Origin of the sequence: Flavobacterium terrae (assembly GCF_900142035.1) — a bacterium.
Classification (GTDB): domain Bacteria; phylum Bacteroidota; class Bacteroidia; order Flavobacteriales; family Flavobacteriaceae; genus Flavobacterium; species Flavobacterium terrae.
The window spans coordinates 382,144-402,093 of sequence record NZ_FQZI01000001.1; the positions used below are offsets into that span (position 1 = coordinate 382,144).

General features: G+C 30.4%; 16 protein-coding genes and 1 tRNA gene. 12 read left to right on the forward strand and 5 right to left on the reverse strand.

Features of this window, described 5'->3' with window-relative positions; genetic code table 11:
* Positions 1 to 2: 2 nt before the first annotated feature.
* Together BUC09_RS01755 and BUC09_RS01760 are read left to right on the forward strand one after the other, a co-directional pair.
* A complete protein-coding gene (locus BUC09_RS01755) occupies positions 3 to 665 on the forward strand; it encodes a GldM family protein (protein ID WP_073308094.1) in 663 nt (220 codons plus the stop codon).
* A 15-nt stretch (positions 666 to 680) separates the two neighbouring features.
* Complete coding sequence (locus tag BUC09_RS01760; RefSeq protein WP_073308096.1) at positions 681 to 1,337, forward strand: GldM family protein; 657 nt, start codon at positions 681 to 683, stop codon at positions 1,335 to 1,337.
* Positions 1,338 to 1,496: 159 nt separating this feature from the next.
* Here the strand turns inward: BUC09_RS01760 and BUC09_RS01765 are convergent.
* A tRNA-Cys gene (locus BUC09_RS01765) sits at positions 1,497 to 1,567 on the reverse strand.
* A 135-nt stretch (positions 1,568 to 1,702) separates the two neighbouring features.
* On the opposite strand from BUC09_RS01765, the gene BUC09_RS01770 reads away from it, so the two are divergent.
* Positions 1,703 to 3,646, forward strand: a complete 1,944-nt coding sequence (locus tag BUC09_RS01770; RefSeq protein WP_073308098.1) for an LTA synthase family protein — start codon at positions 1,703 to 1,705, stop codon at positions 3,644 to 3,646.
* 32 nt (positions 3,647 to 3,678) lie between these two features.
* Here the strand turns inward: BUC09_RS01770 and folB are convergent, their stop codons facing one another.
* Complete coding sequence (gene folB / locus BUC09_RS01775; protein ID WP_073308100.1) at positions 3,679 to 4,038, reverse strand: dihydroneopterin aldolase; 360 nt, start codon at positions 4,036 to 4,038, stop codon at positions 3,679 to 3,681.
* Between the two features lie 119 nt (positions 4,039 to 4,157).
* Between folB and BUC09_RS01785 the strand changes: the two genes are divergently transcribed.
* The 3 genes from BUC09_RS01785 to BUC09_RS01795 all read left to right on the forward strand — a co-directional run bounded on the left by BUC09_RS01785 (position 4,158) and on the right by BUC09_RS01795 (position 7,307).
* On the forward strand, positions 4,158 to 5,843 hold the full coding sequence (locus BUC09_RS01785; RefSeq protein ID WP_073308104.1) for a glutamine--tRNA ligase/YqeY domain fusion protein: 1,686 nt from the start codon (positions 4,158 to 4,160) through the stop codon (positions 5,841 to 5,843).
* A 218-nt stretch (positions 5,844 to 6,061) separates the two neighbouring features.
* Complete coding sequence (locus BUC09_RS01790; RefSeq protein WP_073308105.1) at positions 6,062 to 6,655, forward strand: hypothetical protein; 594 nt, start codon at positions 6,062 to 6,064, stop codon at positions 6,653 to 6,655.
* A 16-nt stretch (positions 6,656 to 6,671) separates the two neighbouring features.
* Positions 6,672 to 7,307, forward strand: a complete 636-nt coding sequence (locus BUC09_RS01795; RefSeq protein ID WP_073308107.1) for a hypothetical protein — start codon at positions 6,672 to 6,674, stop codon at positions 7,305 to 7,307.
* Between the two features lie 281 nt (positions 7,308 to 7,588).
* On the opposite strand, the gene BUC09_RS01800 is transcribed toward BUC09_RS01795, so the two are convergent.
* Positions 7,589 to 8,569, reverse strand: a complete 981-nt coding sequence (locus tag BUC09_RS01800; RefSeq protein ID WP_073309010.1) for an SPFH domain-containing protein — start codon at positions 8,567 to 8,569, stop codon at positions 7,589 to 7,591.
* Positions 8,570 to 8,676: 107 nt separating this feature from the next.
* On the opposite strand from BUC09_RS01800, the gene BUC09_RS01805 reads away from it, so the two are divergent.
* A complete protein-coding gene (locus tag BUC09_RS01805; protein WP_073308109.1) occupies positions 8,677 to 9,318 on the forward strand; it encodes a hypothetical protein in 642 nt (213 codons plus the stop codon).
* Positions 9,319 to 9,458: 140 nt separating this feature from the next.
* Entirely contained in the window at positions 9,459 to 10,046 is a 588-nt protein-coding gene (locus BUC09_RS01810; RefSeq protein WP_073308111.1) for a hypothetical protein, read from the forward strand.
* Positions 10,047 to 10,071: 25 nt separating this feature from the next.
* Here BUC09_RS01810 and gltX read toward each other — a convergent pair whose 3' ends face one another.
* Both gltX and BUC09_RS01820 read right to left on the reverse strand, forming a co-directional pair.
* Positions 10,072 to 11,574, reverse strand: coding sequence for a glutamate--tRNA ligase (gltX, locus tag BUC09_RS01815; protein ID WP_073308113.1), 1,503 nt, complete (start codon positions 11,572 to 11,574; stop codon positions 10,072 to 10,074).
* A 118-nt stretch (positions 11,575 to 11,692) separates the two neighbouring features.
* Positions 11,693 to 12,715 carry an alkane 1-monooxygenase gene (locus tag BUC09_RS01820; RefSeq protein ID WP_073308115.1) on the reverse strand — a complete coding sequence of 341 codons (1,023 nt, stop codon included), beginning with the start codon at positions 12,713 to 12,715 and terminating at the stop codon, positions 11,693 to 11,695.
* Between the two features lie 90 nt (positions 12,716 to 12,805).
* On the opposite strand from BUC09_RS01820, the gene BUC09_RS01825 reads away from it, so the two are divergent.
* The 4 genes from BUC09_RS01825 (at position 12,806) to BUC09_RS01845 (ending at position 19,729) form a co-directional block, all read left to right on the forward strand.
* A complete protein-coding gene (locus BUC09_RS01825; RefSeq protein WP_073309012.1) occupies positions 12,806 to 16,156 on the forward strand; it encodes a DUF4175 family protein in 3,351 nt (1,116 codons plus the stop codon).
* Positions 16,143 to 16,565: an rRNA maturation RNase YbeY gene (gene ybeY / locus BUC09_RS01830; protein WP_073308117.1), complete on the forward strand. Its 423-nt coding sequence runs from the start codon at positions 16,143 to 16,145 to the stop codon at positions 16,563 to 16,565. The genes BUC09_RS01825 and ybeY overlap by 14 nt, the downstream gene beginning before the upstream one ends.
* Before the next feature lie 115 nt (positions 16,566 to 16,680).
* Positions 16,681 to 18,552, forward strand: coding sequence for a tRNA uridine-5-carboxymethylaminomethyl(34) synthesis enzyme MnmG (gene mnmG, locus BUC09_RS01835; protein ID WP_073308119.1), 1,872 nt, complete (start codon positions 16,681 to 16,683; stop codon positions 18,550 to 18,552).
* A 328-nt stretch (positions 18,553 to 18,880) separates the two neighbouring features.
* The gene (locus BUC09_RS01845; protein ID WP_073308123.1) at positions 18,881 to 19,729 is read left to right on the forward strand and encodes a class I SAM-dependent methyltransferase; all 849 of its coding nucleotides are present in this window, start codon (positions 18,881 to 18,883) and stop codon (positions 19,727 to 19,729) included.
* Positions 19,730 to 19,950: the final 221 nt, after the last annotated feature.

Below are 19,950 nucleotides of genomic sequence, written 5' to 3' on the forward strand. Positions count from 1 at the left end.
TTATGAAAAAACACCTACTATTTTTATTACTGATTTCTTTCTCTTTTTATGCACAAAACGATACAATTACTAAAACTAATTTATCAGTTATAGGTTTAAATAAATTAAACATAGCATATAGAGGAATTCCTAATCCTATTTCTATAGCGGTATCTAATGCTAAACCTTATAAAATAAAAGGTGATAATATTTTTAGAAATGATGAAGGAAAGTATTTTATTAAACCAAAAGCTGAAAAAGACTCAAAAGTAATATTAGAAATTGAAACTTCAGACAGTACAAAGGTTGTTGAAGAACACATTTTTAGAGTTAAAGACTTACCATACGCTGCTATATTAGTCAATCAAAAAGGATGTATTAATGGGGATTGTATTCTAGAAATGCCTAGTAAAGAACTTTTAAATGCAGAAATTTCGGTAAAATTGATTGATTATCTTTTAGAAGGCAATATTGCAGTTACTGGTTTCCGTATCAATTTAACAAACAGTAAAGGCGATTTCTTAGATAGTTTTGAAATAAAAGGAAACAAAATTCCTCAAGATGTTTATGAAGAAATTATGGCTAATACCAAGGTTTCATTAATCATTTTACACAAATTTATTTTTGAATCAGACTTAAATTTAGCCATAGCAAAAACCCCTGTGGTTAAGATTAGAAAGCTGTAAAACTGATTTTAAAACATGAAAAAAATAATTGTATTATTACTACTTCCTTTTTTAGGTTTTACTCAAAATGATACGATAAAAGATGTTAAATCTAAACTTTCAGTTATTGGTTTAGATAGAATGAATGTGGTTTATAGAGGAGTTCCAAATCCAATTTCTATTGCTGTTAATGATGCAAAATCCTATAAAATTACTGGTAATGGAGTTTCACAAAACGAAGAAGGAAAGTATGTACTTCGACCAGGACCTGGGACAGAAACTAAAGTTATTGTAGAAATAGAAAAACTTGATGGTTCTAAAGTTATTGAAGAACATAGATTTAGAATTAAAGCTGGATTACCAGCTCCTGATGGAACTATAAATAATATTGCCTGCCCTTTTAATGATGGTTTAATTTTTAATATTGTAGAAATTGAAAATGCTGAAATAGGTGTTTATTTTAAAGATTTTCTAATGATGGAAAGCATAGTTAAACAGTTTAATTTAAAAGTTCAAGGTTATCCAACAATGACAATAACTGGTAATAAGATTACTCCTGAAGCATTTGAATTAATAAAAAAAGTACGTAAAAAAGACTTTATAATTATTTCAAATATAAAAGCTAATTATTTTGGACCTGATTTTGGTTGCATAAAAAATCCTTCAACAATTGTTTTTCGGGTTATCAAATAATAAAAAGAGCAACATTTAGTTGCTCTTTTTTGTTGTTATACCCATATAAAACCAATCATTTTTTTGGAAATTTTTTTAGGCATCGCCCGAAATATTTAATTAATTTTTCTTAAAAATTAGATATAAAAAAAGAGCTACTTTTTCAAGTAACTCTTTTAGAGGCATCGCCCGGATTCGAACCGGGGTAGACGGTTTTGCAGACCGGTGCCTAGCCGCTCGGCCACGACGCCATTACCAGTATGGACGGCAAATTTACATAATATTTACTCTCAAACAAGCAAATCCAATTAAATTTTATTCCTTTCCTCAAAATTCTTCATGTTTTAATTATACTTTTGAAATATTTTTTTAAAACTTTTAACCCAATGAAAAAGATTCAACATCTAAAACCTATTTTCTATTTTATTCTAATAGGTTTGTTAATCAATACATTAAGTAGAATAATTATCTTCTTTATGTTTAAAGAACGCATTCAGGAAACTGAAGATTATTGGTACATCTTCCCTATCGGTTTGCGTTTCGATTTAATTCTACTTTGCTATTTATCGTTTTTACCAGCAGTATTAATTTGTTTGCTGCCTGATAAGTGGCTTAATTTTTTTAAAAAGTTTTTAAATATTTACTTTATTCTGTTCTTGTTTTTATTGCTTTTAATGGAAATGAGTACGCCTGATTTTATCAAACAATACGATACACGACCTAACCGACTTTTCTTAGATTACTTAATTTATCCAAAAGAAGTAATAGGAACATTGATTAAAAGTTACTTGACATCAATGATTGTAACTTTCATTGTTTTAGGAGCTGGATTGTATTTTGCATTTAAACATGGTAAAAAACTATTTTATCCCGTAGCTAATGATTACAAGAATAAGCTTATTTTATTCCTTCCAGTAGCTTTTCTTTTGTTTTTAGGAGCTAGATCTAGTTTAACTTCAAAAAGACCTATAAACGCATCTAATGCAGTTTTTTCGGTAAACCAATTAACAAACTGCGTAGGACTTAATTCATTGTACACAGTTGCGTTTGCTGCTTATTCTATCAAAAATGAAGGAAACTCAGAAAAAATGTATGGTAAAATGGACATAAACGAAGCGTATAGCAGAGTTAAAAAGTACATGACTGCAAAACCAGAAGATTTTACAGATCCTAATTTACCTTTATTACATATTCAACAACCTGATACAGTTTTAAAAAGGCCTTATAATTTAGTTGTTTTTCTTCAAGAGAGTCTTGGAGCCGAGTTTGTAGGAAGTCTTGGAGGATATCCTTTAACTCCTGAGCTTGATAAATTGACTAAAGATGGAACTTTGTTTACCAATATTTATTGCACAGGAACTAGAAGTGTTAGAGGAATTGAGGCTGTTGTTACAGGATTTTTGCCTTCACCATCAGAAAGTGTGGTTAAATTGAGTAATTCACAACAAGGATTTTTTACTTTGGCAGACAATTTAAAAAGAGAAGGTTTTGATACTAGTTTTATCTACGGAGGTATGGCTAATTTTGATAATATGGCTTCTTTTTTCAACGGAAATGGTTTCGAAAATATAATTGATGAAACTGATTTTGATAAAGATGGGAAAAAATATGCTTTCAAAGGAACTTGGGGATATTCAGATGAAGATTTGGCGATAAAAGCCAATGAATATTTTAAATCAAAAGGAAATAAACCTTTCTTTTCATTAATGTTTTCAACTTCAAATCATGAACCTTTTGAATTTCCTGATGGTAGAATAAAACAGTATGACAAACAAAAAAATACAGTTAAAAATGCTATGAAATACGCCGATTTCTCAATTGGTAAATTCTTTGAATTAGCAAAAAAGGAAGACTATTTTAAAAACACAGTTTTCATTGTAATTGCTGATCATAATACTAGAACATTTGGTAAACATTTGGTTCCTGTTCATAAGTTTCACATTCCAGCTTTAATCATTGGTCCTAAGATTGCAAAAGGGAAAACGTATGATAAATTATGTAGTCAAATTGACATTCCTCCTACTTTGTTGAGTTTAATTGGTGTAAAAGCTGAAATTCCAACACCAGGAAGAAACATCTTTAAAATTCCTACTGAAACTAAAGGGAGATCTATCATGCAATTTCACGATATAAATGCCTTTAGAGTTGATAATCAAGTAGTCGTTTTACAACCATTTAAAGAGCCTTTACAGTTTGAAGTAACTCATGATACAATCTTTAAACCTGTAAAATTAGATCCAGAATTAGCTAAAGATGCTCTTGCACATATAGTCGCTGCGACTGATTTATATAAGTCAAGAAAGTATAAATTAAGAGATCAAAAGAAATAAAAAAAAGCCGAAATTTATCTTCGGCTTTTTTATTAAAATCTACTTTTTTCTAAGACTATCGTTACAGCTTCTACATCGCCACCAATGGGAGGATTTAACTTAGAAACCTCTACTAAAACTCTGGATACTGGTAATAATTCGTTTATAGTTCGGTCAATAATTCGTTGTGCAACATGTTCTAATAATTCAGATCGAATAGCCATTTCCTCCACGACAATTTTATTAAGATGAACGTAATCAACGGTATCAGCAAGTTTGTCGGTTTGTGATGATTTTTCTAAATCAGCTTCAATTTCTAAATCAACTCTGTAATCACTCCCTATTTTACTTTCTTCAACTAAACAGCCGTGAAAAGAAAAAGTGCGTATATTTTTAAGTTTTATTATTCCCATTATTTGAGGATTTGGTAATTTTTTCGTTCGATAAAAGTACAAATTTTGAGAATAACCAAATAAACGAATAACCAATTAACCAACATTTTTGATAACTTTGCTCTCTCAATTTTAGAAAAATGTCTACTAAAGAAAAATCATTGAATTTTATAGAACAAATCATTGAAGAAGATTTAAAAAATGGTTTGTCAAAAGATAAATTACGTTTTCGTTTTCCACCAGAACCTAATGGATATTTACACGTAGGTCATGCAAGTGCTATCTGTTTAAATTTTGGTTTAGGAATTGATTATCAAGCTCCTGTAAACCTACGTTTTGACGATACAAACCCATCTAAAGAAGAACAAGAATATGTAGATGCAATTAAACGTGATGTTGAATGGTTAGGTTTTACATGGGATAAAGAATGTTATGCTTCAGATTATTTTCAACAATTATATGATTGGGCTGTTGAATTAATTAAGAAAGGAAAAGCTTATGTTGATAGTCAATCTTCTGAAGATATGGCTATTCAAAAAGGAACACCTACAACTCCAGGTACCGATTCTCCTTTTAGAAATCGTTCAATTGAAGAAAATTTGGATTTATTTACACGTATGAAAAATGGAGAGTTCGAAAAAGGAACTCATGTTTTACGTGCTAAAATAAGTATGAGCGCTAACAATATGTTGATGCGAGATCCTATTATTTATCGTATCATGCACGCTCATCATCACCGTACTGGTAACGATTGGTGTATTTATCCTATGTATGATTGGGCACATGGAGAAAGTGATTATTTAGAGCAAATTTCACACTCTTTTTGTACGCTAGAATTCTTACCTCATAGAGAATTATACGATTGGTTTTTAAATCAAATTTATGATGAATCAAAAGTTCGTCCTAAACAAAGAGAATTTGCACGTCGTAACTTATCACACACAGTAGTTTCTAAGCGTAAACTATTACAATTAGTTGAAGAAAAGCATGTTGCAGGTTGGGATGATCCTCGTATGAGTACAATTTCTGGTATGAGAAGAAGAGGTTATACGCCTGCTTCAATACGTAATTTTGCTAATACAATTGGTATTGCTAAACGTGAAAATCTAATTGATGTTTCGTTATTAGAGTTCTGTGTTCGTGAGGATTTAAATAAAATTGCACCTCGTGTAATGGCAGTTTTGGATCCAATTAAATTAGTGATTACAAACTATCCTGAAGGACAAGAAGAATGGTTAGAAGCAGAAAATAATCCAGAAGAGGAAGTATTAACATTCAGAAAAGTACCTTTTTCTAAGGAGATTTATATCGAAAGAGAAGATTTTAAAGAAGAAGCTGATAAAAAATTCTTCCGTTTAACACTTGGAACTGAGGTTCGTTTAAAGAACGCTTATATCATTAAAGGTGAATCAGTAGTAAAAGATGCAGATGGAAACATTACTGAAATCCATGCAACTTATGATCCTGATACACGTTCTGGAAGCGGTACAGAAGCCTCTAAACGTAAGGTTAAAGGAACAATTCACTGGGTTTCTACACAACATGCCTTAGAAGCTGAAGTACGCGTATATGATCGTTTATTTACACACGAAAGCCCTGATGGAAATAAAGAAATAGACTTCAAAGAATTCATCAATCCTGACTCTTTAAAAGTAATAAAAGGGTATGTGGAACCAAGTTTAGAAACTACAAAAGAGTTGGATCATTTCCAATTCCAACGTTTAGGATATTTTTGCACAGATAGAGATTCTACAGCTCAAAAATTAGTTTTTAATAAAACTGTTGGGTTAAGAGATACTTGGGCAAAAGTTGAAAGTAAAGAATAAATAATTCTTTTAATATTTAATTATAACCCTTTTAGATTCATGGTCTGAAAGGGTTATTTTGTATTTAACAGGAAAAGCACCCTCAATTTTTCACTTATTTCCCTTTGAATAATCAGGAATTGTCCTCGATTCCTAACCAATTGTATACCATAGTTTTGCTTTGTTAATAATCATAATCAAAATGATTGTGATAAGTATAATCAATAAACAAACTAATTATGAAAACAAAAAGAATCATTATTCTAGGACTAATTACTGGGTTGTTATTTTTAACACAAAGTTGTTGTAAACCTGGTTTAATTGGAAGTGTAAACAATACACTTCGCCCACAAGAAACAAACAATTGGTGTTGGGCAGCTACTACTCAAATGATCGCTCAAAATGAAGGAGTTAGTAAAACACAATGCGAACTTGCAAACCACAGATTTGGTAAAACAAACTGTTGCAACGATGAACCTACAGATAACACTTGTAGAAAAACTAATGATTGTAATAGTCCTGGTTGGCTAGAGTTAGATTATTGTGGCCTTAAATTTTCTGAATCTGCTACCGCTTTAAGTTGGGATGAATTAAAAAAGAGCATTTATTGCAGTAAAGATGTACTTGGCTTTGCTTACGGACAAAGCGGTGTGGTAGGACATGTAGTTGCAGTTAAAGGATATGTAACTGTAAATGGCACAAATTATGTGGTATTAAATGATCCTTGGGGACCTTGTGTGGGTCAAGAACGTTTAATTACATATGAAGAATATGTTGATCCGACTGGCGCCAAAACTCATTGGAATACGTGGTATAATATCAGTAAAAAATAACTTAAAAAATACAATTATGAAAAATATAAAATCAATTATAGCTGTTTTTTTAGCAGTAATTTCTACTGGTTTAATGGCTCAAACTACTGCTAATAATGGAATTAGAGAAGCTGCTGCTAAAGGAAAATCTGATTTGTTAAAGTTGCTTTCAGAAAACAAAGAGTTTAATTTTGGTGTTTCTGCTAGAGAGGTTGAAGTTGCTCAAATTTCTAATCCTATTGAATCTTTTAGCACAGAATTTAATAGTTTATTAAATGATACTAGTGGAAATATAGCAACGATTTCAAGAAGTGAGAATGTATATATCGTACCTCTTACTACTGAAAACAAAACAGTTACTACTATTAGCGTTGCCTCAAGTAGTAAAGGAACAAAAGTTGTAGAACTTGTTAATCAGCAGTATACATCTGAATTAAATGATTTACCAGTTGAAATAAAAAGGGCAAACTTTAAAGGTTTAAAAGTTATAAATGTTCCTAATATAGATGCCACTTTATATGTTTTTAACGATAAATGCTATACAAGCTATAATGGAAGAAGTGTTAGAGAAGGATCAAATATTTTAGAAGTTACACGACAGCTTCAAAATGACGCAAGAACATTCCAGGCTAAATTTGGCGAAGAACTTAAAAAAGGAAAATTAGTAAAATAATCTAAAAATAAATTATATTGATAAAGTCTGTTTAAATAACAGACTTTTTTTATTATTTATAAAATCTATTTAAAAATTAATTACAATAGATTTTTTTAAAAAAAGTGACTTTTATATTTTGTTTTTAAGACATTTTTAAAAATGATTAAGGTGATTTTATATCTTTTATTTAAAAAATACTTTAAATCGCTTAATTTTAAGTTTTGCCTATTTTTTGGTAGGAAAGCATAAAAAAACCACCAATTTTACATTGATGGTTTTTAGAATTAAAAAAATTACTTTTAAACTGTTTCTGGAGAGTCGTTGTCACCAAAATTTTCAGTTGGAAAATCTTTTTTATCTTCTGTTTTAGTTTTTCTGTATTTTTTCATCGATTCACCCACTTGGTTACTCGCTGTAAAACTAGCCACCATATTATTTAACATATCACTTCCTGCTTGTGGTGAATTTGGTAACAAAATTAAATTCGAATTTGCGTCGGCACCAATAGCTTGTAACGTATCATAATGTTGTGTTACTACAATTAAGGCCGAAGCTTCTTGTGAACTAATTCCTACTTGGTTTAAAGCATCTACACTTTCTACTAATCCACGAGCAATTTCACGACGTTGGTCAGCAATACCTTGACCTTGTAGTTTTTTACTTTCTGCTTCTGCTTTTGCTTTTGCTACAATTCTAATTCTACCTGCTTCTGCTTCATACTCAGCAGCCGTTTTTTCACGATCAGCAGCATTAATACGGTTCATCGCATTTTTTACTTGAATGTCTGGATCAATATCCGTAATTAAAGTATTGATAATATCGTATCCGTAAGTAGTCATTGCTTCATTCAATTCACGTTTTACAGCTACGGCTACATCATCTTTACGAACGAAAACATCATCTAAAATTAGTTTTGGTACTTCGGCACGTACCACATCAAATACATACGAAGTAATTTGGTCGTGAGGGTATTCTAACTTATAAAAAGCTTCGTAAGCTTTGTCTTGAATTACTTTAAACTGTACCGAAACTTTCAACTTAACGAATACGTTGTCTTTTGTTTTGGTTTCAATAATAACGTCTAATTGTTGAATACGTAAGTTTACACGGCCTGCAATTCTGTCAATTACTGGAATTTTAAGTTGTAAACCTGATTGGCGAATGCTATTAAATTTTCCAAATCTTTCGATTATAACAGCGGTTTGTTGTTTAACAGTAAAGAATGAAGAAATTAAAAGAATAAAGCCAATGAATAAAAAGGCTAAAAAAGGAATACTCATGTTTTCTAGATTTGTTTGTTGATTTATAGTATTTATACGGAGGTTTATTTTAAAAGTTACAAATATAAATTTGAATATTATATGTACTTTCGCCAAAATTTATGTAAATGAAGAAGTTACTAGTTACTTTATTGATTTTAAGCTTTGCTAATTCTTACTCTCAATATGGAAAAAGAGATGGAAATAGAATAGCAATTTCGGGAGGTATTATTCGAACAGGTTTAACTACGCCAAATTTTAATACTAAGCCAGGTATAGGATGGATAGGAGGTTTTTCTGTAAGAGGGAACTATTATAATGATTGGAGTATGATTTTTGGTATGCAGTTTATGGAAAGCAAATTTTCTGTTGAAACTCTTACGAAGGACGTTGATTATAAGCTACCAGCTGTTCAAATTCGATTATTATTAAGTGCAGATTTGATAAAAAAGTACCTATCTATTGATTTTGGACCTGTACTTCAAATTAATGACAAACTAAAATTGAATTCAAATGATGAGGATTTGATTATAAGTGGAACACTTTTAACAGCAAATGATATTATTGATGTATCTAAAATTAATGGAAATCTTTACATAGGATTTACTGTTGGAGGAAGCCGTTTGAAATTTGTTGGATTTTATCAATATGGGCTTAATAATTTTATGAATAAGCTTAATAATGATGATTTACGAGTTATTAGAAATAACAATCATAAATTTAAAGGGAATTTAGGCATATTGAGTGGCCAGTTACTTTTCAATTTATAAACATTACCTGCTTTTTGCAGGTTTTTTTATGACTTCTTAACCTTAATTTTTATTTATCTTATTTTTTTTATGATGTTTAGTTAACCGTGTTTTTGGGAGTTGCATTCTAATTTTACTTGGCAAACCTAAATCAACTAAACATGAAAAACTTTTACATTTTTTTACTTTTATTTTTCTCCTTCAATCTAACATTTGCAGATTCTTTTATCATTAAAGCAGATGGTAGTAAATCTCAAATAAAGAGCAACTCCTTTAGAGTTAATAGCTTAGAAAAGATGATTTATTATAAGTTAATTGATAGTGATAAAGAAATAAAACTGAATTTTAAAGACTTTGATTATGTTGTTTTTGGCGTGAATAAGTTCAAAACTTTTAGACTGAATAATTCTAGGGAAATTACTGGTTTTTTTGTTTTAACTGAAACTGAGGATAAAATGTTAATTACAATACCAACAGTAGATCCAGAATCTGATGGTAAAAAAGTTAATTATGTGTTCCACGTTATTGATAAAAATTACAATATCATTGAAAGTCATAATTTTAATAATCTTAAAAACCAAAAGAGTTCTAACGATCGCTCAGAAATTTATTCTAAAATCTCTTTTTATTTTTCAGAATGCATTAATTTAATTAACCGACTATCTGTTTATGATAAAAACACACACAGTATTGACAATTTATCAATTCTAAGTTTTTTTAATGCTCCAGTATACATAGAGTGTAAATAAAAAAGCCCCATTATTGGGGCTTTTTTTATAATGATTGAATTGCTTTTTCAATTCTTTTTATTGTTTCTTGTTTTCCTATGATTTCTACTATATCAAATAAATGTGGTCCCATCATTTTTCCAACAAGACTTAATCTAAATGGTTGCATTACTTTCCCCATTCCTATTTCATTTGCTGTTAACCAATCTTTAACTTCAGTTTCAATTGTTGCACTAGTAAAGTCTGAGATTCCTTCTAAAACAGTAATGAGCTGTCTCATTAAATCTGGCGTTTCCTCTTTCCAGTTTTTACTTGCTTTTTCATCATATGATATTGGAGCTACAAAGAAGTAATCGGTTAAATCCCATAAATCATTAACAAAATTTGCTCTTTCTTTATTTAATGAAACAATTCTTTTTACATCAAGAGAAGTTGAAATCTCTTTTTCAATAAGAACTTTTTGAAACAAATCTGCTAATTTCTCATCACTTTGCTTTTGTAAATATTGATGATTAAACCATTTGTTTTTTTCAGGATCAAACTTGGCTCCTGATTTATTTACACGGGCTAAATCAAACTTTTGAACCAATTCTTCTAGTGAAAATATTTCTTGTTCTGTTCCGTCATTCCAACCTAATAAAGCTAAAAAGTTTACAACTGCCTCAGGGAAGAAACCGTTTTCACGATATCCCATAGAAGTTCCTTCTTCAGTCTTCCACTCTAACGGAAATACTGGGAAGCCCATTTTGTCACCATCACGTTTGGATAATTTACCATTACCAATTGGTTTTAATATCAATGGTAAATGTGCAAATTCTGGAGCACCCCAACCAAAAGCTTTGTACAACAAAACGTGTAATGGCATAGATGGTAACCACTCTTCTCCACGAATAACATGTGAAGTTTGCATTAAATGGTCATCTACGATATTAGCTAAGTGGTAAGTTGGCATTCCATCACTTTTAAACAATACTTTATCGTCTAATAAATTCGTTTCAAATTTTATATCACCTCGAATAATGTCATGTAAATGTAAAGTTTCATTCACTGGAGTTTTAAAACGCACTACATAAGCATCGCCGTTTGCAATTCTTTTTTCCACTTGTTCACGTGAAACAGTCAATGAATTATCTAAAGTTTCACGAACCGAATGGTTATAAATAAACGTTTCTTTATTTGCTTCGGCTGTTTTACGTAATTCATCTAGTTTTTCTGCTGTATCAAATGCATAATACGCCCAACCATTTTCTATCAATTGGTCAGCATATTGCTTATATATTTCTTTTCTATCGCTTTGACGGTAGGGTCCAAACTTTTCATTTTTACCTACTGTTTCATCTGGAGCAATTCCTAACCATTCTAGTGCTTCCATGATATAAGCTTCAGCTCCTGGAACAAAACGAGTTTGATCAGTATCTTCAACTCTTAAGTAGAAAACACCATTGTGTTTTTTGGCAAATAAATAATTGAATAAGGCTGTTCGTACACCGCCTATATGTAAAGGTCCTGTTGGACTGGGTGCAAAACGCACTCTAACTGGCTTTGACATTGTATTAAAATTAGATTGCAAAGATAAAAAGACTTAAAGACAATAGGATTATTTTGAGGTATATCTTTTAAACCTAAATCTTTAAGTCTCTTTATGAAGTTTTAGTACTTTTTTACCTTTATTCTTTCGGAATTCTTTCGTTCATGACTTTAAACCAAAGAGGAGGAAAAAATGACATTACCATACTGGTTGGGTATCCATATGGCATTTGTGGAGAAACATCATGATACTCTAAAATTTGATATTTTTTTTGTGATTTATAATGATGATCAGAGTGTCTGGTAAGTTCGTATAATATAATTCGTCCTAATATATGATTTGAATTCCAAGAATGTTTTTCAGTTACTCGTTCATATCTTCCTGAAGCAGTTTGTTTGCGCATCAAGCCATAATGTTCTATATAATTTATAGTTTCTAGAAGTAAGAAACCAACTATTCCAGCAAATAATGCAACTAGAAAACCTTTGACTGCAAAAATTGAATAGATGGTTAACAAGTATACTATTTGAATTATGGTAAACCAAAACATATCATTTTTTAAACTGAAGAAATTAATCTTGTTTATTTCATTTAGTTTCCTCTGAATTTTCCATGCTTTAGTATAAGTTCCAGTTACAGTTTGTATCCAAAACGCATATAATGTCTGATTGTATTTTGCAGTTGAAGGATCTTCTGGAGTTGAAACATGTAAATGATGCCCGTGATTGTGTTCGATGAAGAAATGTGTATAATGTGAAGGAATTAATAATAGTTTGCCTAAAATTCTTTCAAATAAGGTTTCTCGATGTCCTAACTCGTGTCCTACGTTAATTCCGTTCGATCCTAATACAACTCCTAAACTTAAAATGCTTCCAATAATTTCAAATATTGTTAATTGTGATGTAGTGACTTTTGTTAATGTTAACCAAATCATTCCATAAACAATTGGAACATTTAAGTACAAAAGGATGTCATAAAAACGATTTGCTAATCTACTTTGCACTTCTGTTTCAGAGTAATTATTTTCATTTAAAGGTAATATCATCTCTAGAATAGGCAATAAAATAAAAGAATACGCCCAAGCTGAATATGCCCATAACCCTTGATAATATATCCCAAAAAATGCTACAATCGGAATTGAATAGGCTAGTAAGTACTTCATAATTTTAGTTTTAGTTTCTACTAAAATTACTAATTGTTTTGATATTCAGCAAAAATCGTAACTTTATAGGTTATAATTAAATAATTGGCATTGGATTCTAAAGCAATAATCTTTAATAAATTAGAAGAGTTCATAAAGAAATTCTATACTAATGAGCTCCTACGTGGAACGTTGTTCTTTGTAGGACTAGGTCTTTTGTATTTCCTTTTTACAAGTTTTATAGAATATTTTCTTTGGTTAAAACCAACAGGAAGAACTTTTCTTTTTTGGACTTTTATATTGGTGGAGCTAATTTTACTAGGAAGGTTTATTGTTTTTCCTTTATTAAAATTATTTAAACTTCAGAAAGGTATAGATTATCAAGAGGCATCAAAAATTATTGGGAACCATTTCTCGACAGTTAATGACAAGTTGATTAATTTTTTACAATTAGCAAATGATAAAGATCAATCAGAATTACTTTTAGCATCTATTGAACAAAAGGCTAATTCTTTACAACCCATTCCATTTACTAATGCTGTAGATTTTAATAAAAACAAGAAATTCATTCCGCTTGCTGCAATTCCAATTTTATTTATTCTATTCCTTACCATTTCAGGGAGAAAAGAATACATAACGGATAGTATGAGTCGTGTTGTAAATTTTAAAGAACAATACACTCCTCCTGCCCCATTCAATTTTGTTTTGGGTTCAAATTTGATTACTGAACAAAATAAAGATTTCGTTTTAAAAGTAAAAACTGTCGGCAAAGTCGTCCCAGAAAAAGCGATCATTTATATCAATAACGAAAGTTATTTTATGGAAAGTACAAAGCCAGGTGAATTTCAATTTTTATTTGAAAAGCCTTTAGAAAACATTCCTTTTCATATAGAAGCCAATGAAGTTTCTTCTTCAAACATGGTTCTTAACGTGACTAAAGTTCCCGCTATTGTAAATTTTGAGATGCGTTTAAATTTTCCTAGTTATTTAAACAAGAAACCTGAAACAATAAAAGGAACTGGAAATGCTATCCTACCAGAAGGTACTAAAGTATCTTGGGTAATGAATACTGTTGCTACAGATAATGTTAGTATTGTTGAAAATAGCAAATCCTCTAATTTTTTAAAATCTGATAAGAATTTTATTTTTTCAAAAAATGTTTATGAAAATACAGAATATCAGATAGTTACTTCTAATCACAAGGTGAAAGATTATGAAAAATTATCGTATTCAATCAATGTTTTAAAGGATCAATACCCTACAATTAAAGCAGATATTGCTCCTGATACCTTAAAGCTTGGGAAAAATTACGTTTTAGGACAAGTTTCTGATGATTATGGACTTCACAAATTGCAAATTGTTTATTATCCAGAGAATAATACATCCAAAGTTTATCGAGGAACATTGAAGGTCAAGAATGATGTTTATGATCAATTTGTTTTTTCATTTCCTAGTAACCTACCTATTGAAGAAGGTGTAGCGTATGAATATTATTTTGAAGTTTCCGATAATGATGCTTTGCATAATTACAAATCTGTAAAGTCTTCTGTATTTTCACATAGAGAAGATACAGAAACAGAAAAGCAAGAACAGTTTTTAGAAAACCAAAATCAAAGCATTCAAGGTCTTGAGAAATCTTTAAAAAATCAAGACAAACAACTTAACGAACTTGAGAAATTACAACAGACAAATAAAGAGAAAAAGGAACTTGATTATAAAGATCAGCAAAAAATAAATGATTTTATAAAACGTCAAAAACAACAAGAGGAAATGTTTAAGGAATTCTCTGAAAAGATGAAAGAGAATCTTGAAAAGTTTAATCCTAACGAAAAAGACGAAGATAAAGAATTACTCAATGAGCGTCTAAAAAAGGTTGAAAAAGATGCTGAAAAAAATCAAAAACTTTTAGAAGAATTAAAAGAATTGAACAATAAACTTGAACAAGAAGATTTATTTGATAGGATTGAAAAGTTCCAACAAAAAAGCAAAAATCAAACTAAAAGTTTAGAGCAATTAGTTGAGTTAACAAAAAGATATTACGTAGAAAAGAAAGCTGAACAGTTAGCTGATAAACTTGAAAAACTTGCAGAAAAACAAGAAAAGTTGTCAGACAGTAAAGAGAATTCTCTAGAAGATCAAAATAAAATTAATAAAGAATTTGAAGATTTAAAGAAAGAATTAGATGCACTTGACAAAGAAAATAAAGAATTAAAAAAACCTTTAGACATACCTAATGACAAAGAAAAGAAAGAAAGCATAGATTCAGATTTAAAGAACGCATCTGAACAATTAAAAAAGAATTCTCCTTCTAACGCTTCTCCTAAACAAAAGAGTGCAGCAAAAAAAATGCAACAAATGAGTCAAGGTATGCAAATGGAAATGCAAAGTGGTGAGCAAGAGCAACTAGAAGAAGATGTTAAAATGTTGCGTCAAATTTTAGATAATTTAGTTGAAGTTTCTTTTTCCCAAGAGAATTTATTGAAAAATATTAAAGAAGGTAATGGTAGTAATAATTCATTTGCTAAAAATTTAAAGCGTCAACAAGATTTAAAAAATCAATTTCGTTATGTGGACGATAGTTTATTTGCAATGTCTTTACGTAATCCAAAAATAGGTGAAAAAGTAATTACCGAAATTGGAAATATACATTACAATATGGATAAGAGTATTGTTTCTTTTACCGAAAATCAAATAGGACGCGGAACTTCTAGTCAACAATTTGCTTTAACTGGCGCTAACACTTTAGCGAATATGTTGGCTGATATTTTGAATAGTATGCAGATGCAAATGTCTGGACAAGGCCAAGGTAAACCTAAACCAGGAAAAGGACAAGGTGGAGGAATGCAACTTCCAGATATTATTAAAAAACAACAAGGTCTTGGCGAAAAAATGCAACAAGGCAATAAAGAAGGTGGGGATAAACAAGGGCAAAAGCCAGGTGAAAAACCAGGGGAAGGAAAGTCTGGACAAGGTAATTCAGGAGATCAAAACGGAAATAAATCTGGTCAATCTAAAGAAGGTGAAGGTAGTGCTAATGATGGTGAAGGTAATGCAAATGAAATTTTAGATATTTTAAAAGAGCAACGTCAATTAAGAGAGAGTTTAGAAAACGAGTTAAAAAAATTAGGCATGTCTGGCGCTGGTCAAGATGCCCTTAATAAAATGAAGCAAATTGAAAAGCAATTAATCAATAAAGGCTTCACACAAGAAGTTGTTCAAAAAGCACTGAATTTAAAATATGATTTATTAAAACTAGAGGAAGCAGCACAACAACAAAATCAAGACACCAAAAGAGAAGGTATAACTAATAAAAAAGAGTTTCAGAATAGCGCTCCTCCTCTACCTCAAAAGCTGCAAGAATATTTAAATAGTATTGAAATATTAAACAGACAAACATTACCTTTGCGCTCGCAATTTAATAAACGCGTTCAAGAGTATTTTAAAACCAATGATAAATTATAATTACGAATTAGATTTCAGTTTAGAAAATGAAGATTTATTTTCTACATGGATTGAGAATGTTGTTGATTCCGAAAGCAAATTTCTTGGTGAAATCTCATATATATTTTGTGATGATGAATATTTATTAGAGATTAATCAGCAGTATTTAGATCATGACACTTTAACCGATATTATTAGTTTTGATTACACTCAAGATAATGTTATATCAGGTGATATTTTTATATCAATCGAAAGAGTCGAAGAAAATGCAAAAGACCTAAATATTGATTTTCAAGAAGAATTAAAAAGAGTAATGATTCACGGAGTATTACATTATTGCGGATACAAAGATAAAACCGAATCAGATGAAATATTAATGAGATCTAAAGAAGATGAAAAAATTTCAATGTTTCACGTGAAACATTCTTAAACAACTTTAATTTATTTTCTGTTCCACGTGGAACAGAAAATAAATTTTATAATTAAAGCAAAAACTATATTGTTTCACGTGAAACAATATAGTTGTAAAACACCGGAAGGAAAATATGTTTTTAGAAAAGTATGATGTTATAGTAGTTGGGGCTGGTCACGCAGGGTGCGAGGCTGCTGCTGCAGCTGCAAATTTAGGATGTAAAACATTGTTGATTACAATGAGTCTTCAAAACATTGCTCAAATGTCTTGTAATCCTGCTATGGGAGGAATTGCAAAAGGGCAAATTGTTCGTGAGATTGATGCTCTTGGTGGTTATTCTGGTATTGTTTCTGATAAAACTGCTATTCAATTCAAGATGTTGAATAAATCAAAAGGTCCTGCAATGTGGTCACCTCGAGTTCAGTCTGATCGTATGCGTTTTTCGGAAGAATGGAGATTGATGTTAGAACAAACTCCTAATCTTGATTTTTACCAAGAAATGGTTTCGGGTATACTAACAGAAGGAGAAAAAGTAGTTGGAGTAAAAACCGCCATTGGACTTTCTATTTATGCTAGAACAGTTGTGCTTACTAATGGAACATTTTTAAATGGATTAATTCATATTGGTGAAAAACAATTTGGAGGTGGTCGCGCAGGTGAAAGTGCTTCTTATGGAATTACTGAGGATTTAATCAAATTAGGTTTTCAAGCCGGCAGAATGAAAACTGGTACTCCTCCTCGAGTTGATGGTCGTTCTTTAGATTATTCTAAAATGCGTGTTGAGCCTGGTGATGAAAATCCTTCTAAGTTTTCGTATTCTAATATTACGAAGCCATTAACTGTTCAACGTGATTGTCATATGACGTATACATCACCTTTGGTTCATGAATTATTACGCGAAGGTTTTGATCGTTCGCCTATGTTTAATGGTCGAATAAAATCTTTGGGTCCAAGATACTGTCCATCCATTGAAGATAAAATTAATCGATTTGCAGATAAAGATCGTCATCAACTTTTTGTTGAACCTGAAGGTTGGAATACAGTAGAAGTTTATGTAAATGGTTTTTCAACTTCGTTGCCAGAAGATGTTCAATTTAAAGCATTGCGTTCAGTAGAAGGTTTTGAAAATGTAAAATTCTTTAGAGCAGGTTATGCAATCGAATATGATTACTTCCCTCCTACGCAGTTAAAACATACTTTAGAGACCAAGTTAATTTCTGGTTTGTATTTTGCAGGACAAATTAACGGAACTACAGGTTATGAAGAAGCAGCTTCACAAGGATTGATGGCAGGTATTAATGCAGGTCTTAAAGCTCAAGATCGTGACGAGTTTACTTTAAAAAGAGACGAGGCATACATCGGTGTTCTTATTGATGATTTAATTACTAAAGGAACAGAAGAGCCTTATCGTATGTTCACTTCTCGTGCTGAGTATAGAACGTTGCTTCGACAAGATAATGCTGATTATCGTTTAACACCAATGTCGCACAAAATTGGTTTAGCTTCAGATGATAGAATGCGACGCATGGAATATAAATTTAATGAGGCTGATAAAATGGTTAACTTTTTCAAAGAAACTTCTGTTTCAGTTGCAGAAGCCAATCCTGTTTTAGAAGCAAATGATAGTTCTACTATTTCTCAAGGAGATAAAATGTTTAAAATATTTTCTCGACCTCAAATCGACATGAATGATATGTTGCAATTTGAAAAAGTTGTTGACTATACTAAGGAGCATGATTTAGATACGGAAATTTTGGAGCAAGCAGAAATTCAAGTCAAGTACTCTGGTTATATCGAAAAAGAACGAACCAACGCAGAGAAGTTGCATCGCTTAGAAAATATACGCATCCCTGATAATTTTGATTATGATTCATTGAAATCATTATCATACGAAGCTCGTGAGAAATTAAAAAACATTAGACCAGTAACCATTTCTCAAGCATCAAGAATTAGTGGGGTTTCTCCTAATGATATTTCGGTGATGTTAGTCTATATGGGAAGGTAATTTTAAATTTGTTTCACGTGGAACGAGAATAAGATGGCAAACTTTCAAGAAACTAAATTTTATATTTTAATAGTTATTGAAATCTTAATAATGTTTTTGTTTTTTATTTTAAGAAAAACAGAAAAGAAAAGAGACAGAGATTTATTTAATAAAAATAAAAATTTTGAATTTGAAGATAAATTTAGATTTTGGAGATTGTATATTTTACCCTTTTTTGTATTTATTATAGTTTTGATTGAGATTTTTAATAAACTATATAATTATTTTTATTTTAATATTGATTTATAATTTAACGCTCAATTTTTGAGCTTTTGTTTAAAATAACATAATGAATTTTTCAACACAAAATGTTTATATCAAAGTTCAAGATCATTCTGTATCTAAAGAAAACTTCGAATTATTGATAGACGAAGACCTACAATTATTAAAAACCCACCCTCAACCAGAATTATCGGTTCTAGGGAAATATTACGAAAGCGATGATTATATTTCACATACAGATGCTAAACGTTCTGTGTTTGAAAAAATGTACCACTTAGTAAAATCATATTCTTTAAAAAAGAAAGTTGGTATTATTAATTCATATCATCCAGAAAAAGGAGCTTTATTAGATATTGGAGCTGGTACAGGTGACTTTTTAGCTATTGCCAAAGACTCTGGATGGAATATCACTGGCATTGAGCCTAATGAAAATGCTAAAAAGTTAGCCCTTTCTAAAGGAGTTTTGTTTGAAAAAGATATCGAAAGTATTGATAATCAGTTGTTTGATGTTATAACTATGTGGCATGTACTGGAACATGTACCTGATGTAACCCATCAAATCAAAGAATTAAAACGTTTGTTAAAACCTAACGGAACAATTATTATCGCTGTTCCTAATTACAAATCATTTGACGCTGAATATTATGGAAAATTTTGGGCAGCTTATGATGTACCCAGACACCTTTGGCATTTTTCAAAAACAAGTATCGAAAAATTAGTTTCACGTGAAAATATGAAATTGATTAAAATCTTACCAATGGTTTTTGATAGTTTTTACGTCTCTCTTTTATCTGAAAAATACAAAACTGGAAAAATGAATTTTTTTAACGCTTTTTGGATTGGTTTACGATCAAATTTAAAAGCAATTACTTCTAAAGAATTCTCATCTCATATTTATATCATAAAAAACAACTAAAACGTATTTTTATGCGTTTTAAAGGGATTTTAAGGTGTTTTATGCAGAAACACCTTTCTTGTTTTTAAAACGGTCTCTAATTGGATTTATTTATTTAGTTTTTCATTGTTAATAATTATGATTTTTAAACGCACTATAAATTTTTATTATTATCTGTTTTAGAGTCAATTTTTTTGGCTTCTCTCCTATTTCAACTTTTTTGTCTATCGTAAAAAAACATT